The organism is Microcystis sp. LE18-22.4A, assembly GCF_027531105.1.
Taxonomy (GTDB): domain Bacteria; phylum Cyanobacteriota; class Cyanobacteriia; order Cyanobacteriales; family Microcystaceae; genus Microcystis; species Microcystis aeruginosa.
In genome coordinates this window covers 1-7,050 of sequence record NZ_JAPZRB010000527.1, presented here as the reverse complement: position 1 = coordinate 7,050, position 7,050 = coordinate 1, and the positions used below count along the sequence as shown (strand labels likewise).

At 45.8% G+C, this 7,050-nt stretch carries 6 protein-coding genes; 2 read left to right on the top strand and 4 right to left on the bottom strand.

The genetic code is table 11. The features are described from left to right. The 3 genes from O9295_RS22420 to dusB all read right to left on the bottom strand — a co-directional run. Positions 1-168 (bottom strand): zinc ribbon domain-containing protein (locus O9295_RS22420; RefSeq protein ID WP_502846401.1); only part of this gene is annotated, 168 nt, incomplete at its 3' end. A 245-nt stretch (positions 169-413) separates the two neighbouring features. Beyond that, positions 414-689, bottom strand: coding sequence for a hypothetical protein (locus O9295_RS22415; RefSeq protein WP_261779549.1), 276 nt, complete (start codon positions 687-689; stop codon positions 414-416). Between the two features lie 213 nt (positions 690-902). Continuing rightward, positions 903-1,904: a tRNA dihydrouridine synthase DusB gene (dusB, locus tag O9295_RS22410; protein ID WP_288035478.1), complete on the bottom strand. Its 1,002-nt coding sequence runs from the start codon at positions 1,902-1,904 to the stop codon at positions 903-905. Positions 1,905-2,103: 199 nt separating this feature from the next. Between dusB and O9295_RS22405 the strand changes: the two genes are divergently transcribed. Further along, complete coding sequence (locus O9295_RS22405) at positions 2,104-3,678, top strand: glucose-6-phosphate isomerase (RefSeq protein ID WP_288035477.1); 1,575 nt, start codon at positions 2,104-2,106, stop codon at positions 3,676-3,678. Positions 3,679-3,999: 321 nt separating this feature from the next. Further along, positions 4,000-5,211 carry an ABC transporter permease gene (locus tag O9295_RS22400; RefSeq protein WP_147073173.1) on the top strand — a complete coding sequence of 404 codons (1,212 nt, stop codon included), beginning with the start codon at positions 4,000-4,002 and terminating at the stop codon, positions 5,209-5,211. Between the two features lie 8 nt (positions 5,212-5,219). On the opposite strand, the gene hisD is transcribed toward O9295_RS22400, so the two are convergent. Further along, a complete protein-coding gene (gene hisD / locus O9295_RS22395) occupies positions 5,220-6,476 on the bottom strand; it encodes a histidinol dehydrogenase (protein WP_288035475.1) in 1,257 nt (418 codons plus the stop codon). Positions 6,477-7,050: the final 574 nt, after the last annotated feature.

The window sequence follows — 7,050 nt, the reverse complement described above, 5'->3', positions numbered from 1 at the left end:
AACAAAAGAGCATTGTTCACAATCAAAAACTCTTTCGGATAAAGATAGAGACTCTTTTTTGTATCCACAATTGGAACAGATTTTGCTACTGGGGAACCATCTATCAGCTACGATTAACTCCGCACCATACAACTGAGTTTTTTTGTTGGCTTTTGAAACTATTTCAATAACTTGAACCTCCTTCTGAAGTGCGGAATGTAGCCCTCTAAAATACCTCTGAGGGGGTTGCGGGCTTTTTCTTCTAATTTTTTACCCCGCACCCAAAGGACAGCACAAAATCCGAACCGCTTCCTTGCCTTTTTCCCATATCCTAACTACCAATATAACACTATTTCATTAATCAGAAAAATTACTTAAAAAACTCTGTATCCTCTGGGTCTCTGTGGTGAGCAATCAATTACTCAATCGACACTTTAGACATCTTCCACTACTTTTACCATTCCTTCTCGACCAACTTCTCCTAACTTTTCTCCCCAAACCTCCCAGCAATCTTCACAGGATTTTCCTACTCGTTTTTTGACGTTAATTCGGTAATAAAAATGTGTTTCATTATCTCCCACTAATTCCCCTGAAAATATTTCCCAATTGGGACTAACTAACAGCAGGAGTTCGTTAATTGGATCGTAAATATCCACCTCTGGATGCGCTCTTTCGGCAATTCGTCTTAACTTGATATCTGGCAGATACATAGGGTTTGCTGAATAAATCTAAAAATCTTGTTGGATAAGGTTTTTAGACTTTTTTTCCCTCAAAAAGTGCCGACCATTGGAGTGATTGGGGGGAAAATTCAGGTACTTTTTCCCTGAAAATTAGGTAATTGACACCTTCAAAATCGCTAAAACCCCACACCCTACACCCTACACCCCACACCCTGCCACCAGGAAAAACTTTTTCAGCAGACCCTAAATATTCTCGTTTTCAAGGTTTAATTGGGCAATAGCTTCATCAATTAAATCACAGCCCTCCCCCAGGGATTCGATGCGCGAAAACCGATCGCGCCAAACCGCCGCACCGGTAAAATCCTGACAATACCAAGCCAGATGTTTCCGTGCTTGCCAAATCCCGCGTTGTCCCTTGTATAGCCATAGTCCTTGTAAATGCTCTTTAGCTAGGGTTAACAGGTCAATAGAGGTGGGTTTCGGCAACTTTTTGCCTGTTTTGAGGTAATAATCGATTTCCCCCACCAAATAGGGATAACCGAGGGTTCCCCGCGAACACATCACCCCATCGGCCCGGGTAAATTCCAAACAATTAATCGCCGCTTTCACAGAAACAATATCGCCATTAGCGATGACAGGAATCGATAAAACCTCCTTCACCCGTTTAATCCATTGCCAATCGGCTGGCCCATGATAACCCTGTTCCCTAGTGCGTGCGTGCAGGGTCAACATTTGCGCTCCCGCATCTTCCAAACGACGAGCAAAATCGATAATATTAATCTCCTGAGCGTTCCATCCCAAGCGAGTTTTCACCGTTACCGGCACCGATACCGCTCTCACCACTTCCCTAACAATTTGCTCGGCAATTTCTGGCTGTCGTAAAAGCGAAGAACCGCCGCCTTTTTTAGTAATTTTATTAACAGGACAACCCATATTAATATCGATGGTCATCGCTCCTTCTTTAACCGCTTTTTTCGCCGCCACAGCCATAAAATCGGGACGGCAATCAAATAACTGCATACTAATTGGTTGTTCTTTGTCCCCGATAACCATCAATTGCGGTAACTCTTGCAGCTGGGAGATTTCTGTCGCATTAACCATCTCCGTATAGAGCATGGAATCAGGAGCAAAGCGTCTCACCAAGCGCCGAAAAACTAAATCGGTGACACCGGATAAAGGTGATTGCAAGACCCGGCTATGCACTGCTAAATTACCGATTTTGAGAGGGGATGAGTAGATAGCCATAGGAAAGGTTAAAAAATCAACAGCCAACACCAGCAAGCCGAACAATTAGGGGATAGTTCCGTCACTGTTAGCATTTTGCCAACCCCTAATATATGCTTAACCGTCAACTTCTAGTCTAAAACTACCTGTATGATGATTGGAGAGGATAGAATCTTATCTCTCCTAAACGAGTAATTAAACAAAAATTTCGCTTTTTTTTATGGATAATCTGCAACTCTGGCAACGTTACCAAGATTGGTTATACTATCACCCTAACCTAGAACTTTATCTCGATGTCAGTCGGATTCCCTTCGATGAGGCTTTTCTCAAAGGTCTAGAAGCAAAATTCGAGCGTGCTTTCCAAGATATGGCAGCCTTAGAACAGGGTGCGATCGCCAATACCGACGAACAGCGTATGGTCGGCCACTACTGGCTGCGCGCTCCTGAACTCGCTCCTAACCAGGAATTGCGGGCCGAAATCACCGAACCCATAGCACAGATCAAAGAATTTGTCAAGAAAATTCACTCCGGAGCAATTAAGCCGCCCAATCGGTCAAAATTTAGCCATATTCTCTGTGTAGGCATCGGGGGGTCTGCTTTGGGTCCCCAATTCGTTGCCGAGGCTCTCTCCCCCCTTAATCCCCCCTTAGAGATTGCTTTTATTGATAATACCGACCCCAAAGGCATCGATCGCACCTTAGCCCATTTACCCTTAGCTACCACCCTCGTTATCGTCACCAGTAAATCCGGCGGCACTCCCGAAGCGAGAAACGGAATGTTAGAGGTCCGCAACGCTTACGAAAAACAGGATTTAGACTTTCCGCAACACGCGGTCGCCGTCACCATGCCGGGTAGCCAACTGGACAAATACGCCCAAGATTGGCTAACTCGTTTCCCCATGCAGGATTGGGTCGGTGGTCGTACATCAGAACTATCCGCCGTCGGTCTTCTCCCGGCCGCTTTGCAGGGTATCGACATCGATGAAATGTTAGCCGGGGCCAAAGAAATGGACATCGCCACCCGCGTCCATAACCTGAAAAAAAATCCTAGCGCCCTACTGGCTCTAGCTTGGTATCATGAGGGCAATGGCAAGGGAGAGAAAGATATGGTGATTCTGCCCTACAAAGACAGTCTCTATCTCTTTAGCCGCTATCTGCAACAATTGGTCATGGAGTCCCTGGGTAAAGAAAAAGACCTCGATGGGAATAAGGTTTACCAAGGTATCGCCGTCTATGGTAACAAAGGTTCTACGGACCAACACGCCTACGTCCAACAATTACGCGAAGGTGTTCCCAATTTCTTCGCTACTTTTATTGAAGTGTTAAAAGACCGGCAAGGAGATTCGATAGAAGTGGAAACCGGCTCCACTGCCGGCGATTTCCTCTCAGGATTACTGCAAGGTACTCGACAAGCTTTATACGAAAATAGTCGTCACTCTATCACTATCACTATCCCAGAGGTCACTCCCCGTCAGGTAGGGGCCTTGATCGCCCTCTACGAACGGGCCGTTAGTTTCTATGCTAGTTTAGTTAACATTAACGCCTACCATCAACCCGGGGTAGAAGCAGGGAAAAAAGCCGCCGCTTCTATTCTGGATTTACAAAGAAAAATCGTGCAAGTTGTTCGGGAAACGGGAACTTCTCTTGACCTAGCCACTCTAGCGGCCAAAATCGGCGCTAGTGACCAAGTTGAAGCTATCTATAAAATTGTCCGTCATCTCAACGCTAATCGGCGCAGTTTAACTATTACCGGCGATTTAAGTAAACCAGAAACGCTCCAAATCTCTGCACGCTAATCAGTTATCAGTTATCAGTTATCAGTTATCAGTTATCAGTTATCAGTTATCAGTTATCAGTTATCAGATGTAAGTTTTAAGTTAATTAGTTATTTAGTTATCAGATGTAAGTTAATTAGTTATTTAGTTATTTAAGTACCTAAGCAAAATTAATTACACATATCTAACCACCTCTTGCCTCCTGCCTTTTGCCTTTTGCCTATCTTCACTAGGAAATTAATTTTGCACGACTACTTATTTATCTTCATCTTTATCCCTGTTTACTGTTTACTGATTACTGTTTACTGATTACTGTTTACTGTTTACTGAATATAACTAACCATGGAAATGCTCGAAAACCTGAAAATGGCTTTTTCCGCTTTGATGGGCAATAAACTGCGTAGTGGTCTGACCATGCTAGGAATTGCTATCGGTAACGCTTCCGTCATTGCCCTAGTGGGAGTGGGTGAAGGAGCGCAAAAAGTCGCCCTCGAGCAGTTTGAAGCTCTCGGACCGAATGTTTTATTTGTTTCCACCTCCTCGCGCAATGTCCGGCGGACAATTCCTAATCCCCGGCCTCTCACCTACGAAGATGCTCAAGCGATCGCATCTCAAGTTCCCGCCATTGCCGCCATTTCTCCCGAATTGAGCGGTAAAAGAATTTTATCCTTCGGTAATAGAACCAGTAATAGCCCCCTAATCGGGGTAGGAGCCGAGTACCTAAACGTGCGTAACCGTCAACTGTCTAAAGGTAGATTTATTATGGAATCTGACCTGAAACGGGATAATCGGGTGATTGTCTTGGGATCGGAATTAGCCAAAAATCTCTTTGGTAATCGCAATCCCGTCGGCGAAAATCTTCGCATCGGCAATCTTAGTTTTCAAGTCATTGGAGTTTTACAGGCGAAAGGCTCCTTATTTGAGGCTAATCAGGACGATCGAGCTTTAATTCCCCTAACTACCATGTCTAATCAGGTTCAAGGCCGCAGAGCTATCTATGGCATTCCCCTGACTCATATTTCTGTCTTGGCCAAAAACTCTGCCCAAATTAAAGCCGCTCAGTTTCAGATTAGCAACCTGCTGCAAATGCGTCATCAGGTCAGCGACGAGAATTATGTGCAGGTTTTCCCCCAAACCGCAGTCCTAGAAATGACCAAAGAGACTAACGAGAGTTTAACTAGAATGTTAGCCTCGATCGCCAGTATTTCCCTTTTTGTCGGGGGAATCGGCGTAATGAATATTATGCTCGTGTCAGTCACGGAAAGAACCCAAGAAATCGGGTTAAGAAAGGCTTTAGGAGCGAAAGAAGGGGATATAAAAGGTCAATTTCTCATTGAATCGGTGATTTTAGCCACCACTGGCGGAATTATCGGGATTTTTGTCGGCATTCAAGGAATGTATCTAGCGGGAATTTTTGCCGCTTTAACCACCAGTGTCTCAATCCCTGCGATAATTCTCGCTTTAGGAGTTTCTAGTGCCATCGGTCTAATTTTCGGTGTTGTTCCCGCTCATCGTGCCGCTAAATTAGACCCAATAGTTGCTTTGAGAAGATGATAGTTTCTCTAGGTCTTATCCTGACCTCGGGATTCTATACCCGCGTCCGTTGTCGTAAATCCCTCCGCTTGCGCTAATATTTGCAGATTGTGGGCTATGGAGGCGAAAGAATCGGCAGGATATTCGATTAAAGTGGCGGAATCGAGAAAAGTTTCCACTCCCACGGGACAACCCAAATAATCAGCCACCGCTTTTGGAGTAGTGGAACCGAGGAGAATAGTTCCCGATTGTCTCACAGAAGATAGCTTTTCCCAAGGCTCATCGATCATCAAAGATAAATGGGTGGGAGCAAAAAGATTCGATAATTCGATCGCTTTCTCCAATGATTCCACCACCACGATTAAACCATAATGAGCGATCGCTTTTTCCGTTAACAATCTCTGGGGATGTACCTGTAACTGTTTTTGCACTTCTTCCTGTACTATTAGGGCCAAAGCCTTATCCGTCGTCAATAAAATCGCTGCCGCCAGGGAATACTGTTCCGCTTGCGCTAATAGATCTAGGGCCAACTGCTTGGGATTGGCTTGACTATCGGCAATAATAACCAAATCAGAAGTAATAGAGAGATAATCGATTTTTACATGGTCAGAAACCAGTTTTTTAGCCAAATTAGTATAAAAATCACCTATTCCGGCAATCATCTCCACGGGAGCGATCGTTTTTGTGCCGTAGGCTAAAGCGGCGATCGCCTGTGGTCCAGCCACCCGATAAATCTCACTAATACCCACCGATTGGGCTGCCACTAAAATCGCCGGATGGAGGCGTAAATCCTCATCGGCAGGAGATACCATGACAATCCGTTTAACCCCCGCTATTTTGGCTGGAATCGCCTGTTGGAGCAATAAACTGAGATAGGCCCGTTTCCCATCGGGAACGACAATTCCCACGCTGTTAACCGGTTGATAACGTTTCCCCCGAACCGTACCATCCTCAGGAAACTGGACCCAAGCTTTGGGAAGACGCTGACGATGAAAAGCCTCCATTTTTTCACAGGCAACGGCGATCGCATTTAATAAATCCTGCGACACCTGTTGATAAGCAGCATCAAGTTCCGAGCCACTCACCTTTAGTTGTTGTAGATTAAGGGACTGTTGGTAGAATTTTTCCGTATAATCCACCAACGAGCGATCGCCAGAAAGTCGCACCTGCTCGACAATCTCTCGGACAAGCGATTCTTTTTCCCGAATTTCCGGATCGTCGAACCGTTCCCGAATTCGTCTCAGTTCCGTTCTGGCTGACCATGGCTCTGTGATAATTCGCAACATCGAGCTATTATCCTCTAGGGGCGAAACGAGATTAAAAAGTTTTCACTCCTCACACTCTAGCTTATCGCTTTCAATCTTGACCGGGGAGGGAGACCGAGTCAGTTATTTTAGCCGTCGGTAGGTAGGAGTCAGGAAATAGGGTGATAGGGTTTTGGGGTGATAGGGTGATGAGACAGCTTCCCCACTTTCCCACTTTCCCACTTCCCCAATTCCCCAATTCCCCAATTCCCCACTTCCCTACACCCCACTTCCCTACACCCCACACCCTACACCCTACACCCTACACCCCACACCCTACACCCTACACCCTACACCCCACACCCTACACCCTACACCCTACACCCTACACCCTACACCCTACACCCTACACCCCACACCCCACACCCTACACCCCACACCCTACACCCCACACCCTACACCCCACACCCAACACCCCACATTCCGCACCCTCAACTGTCACATAAGCTGTCCCCCTCCAGAGACTTGAGTAAAAATACTTATCTGGTGAAGGTTTTCTCGGTGGCCGCTAGGGGGAGCTTGAGACCCCTAATTATGAAAAAATAGGAATTGTTGG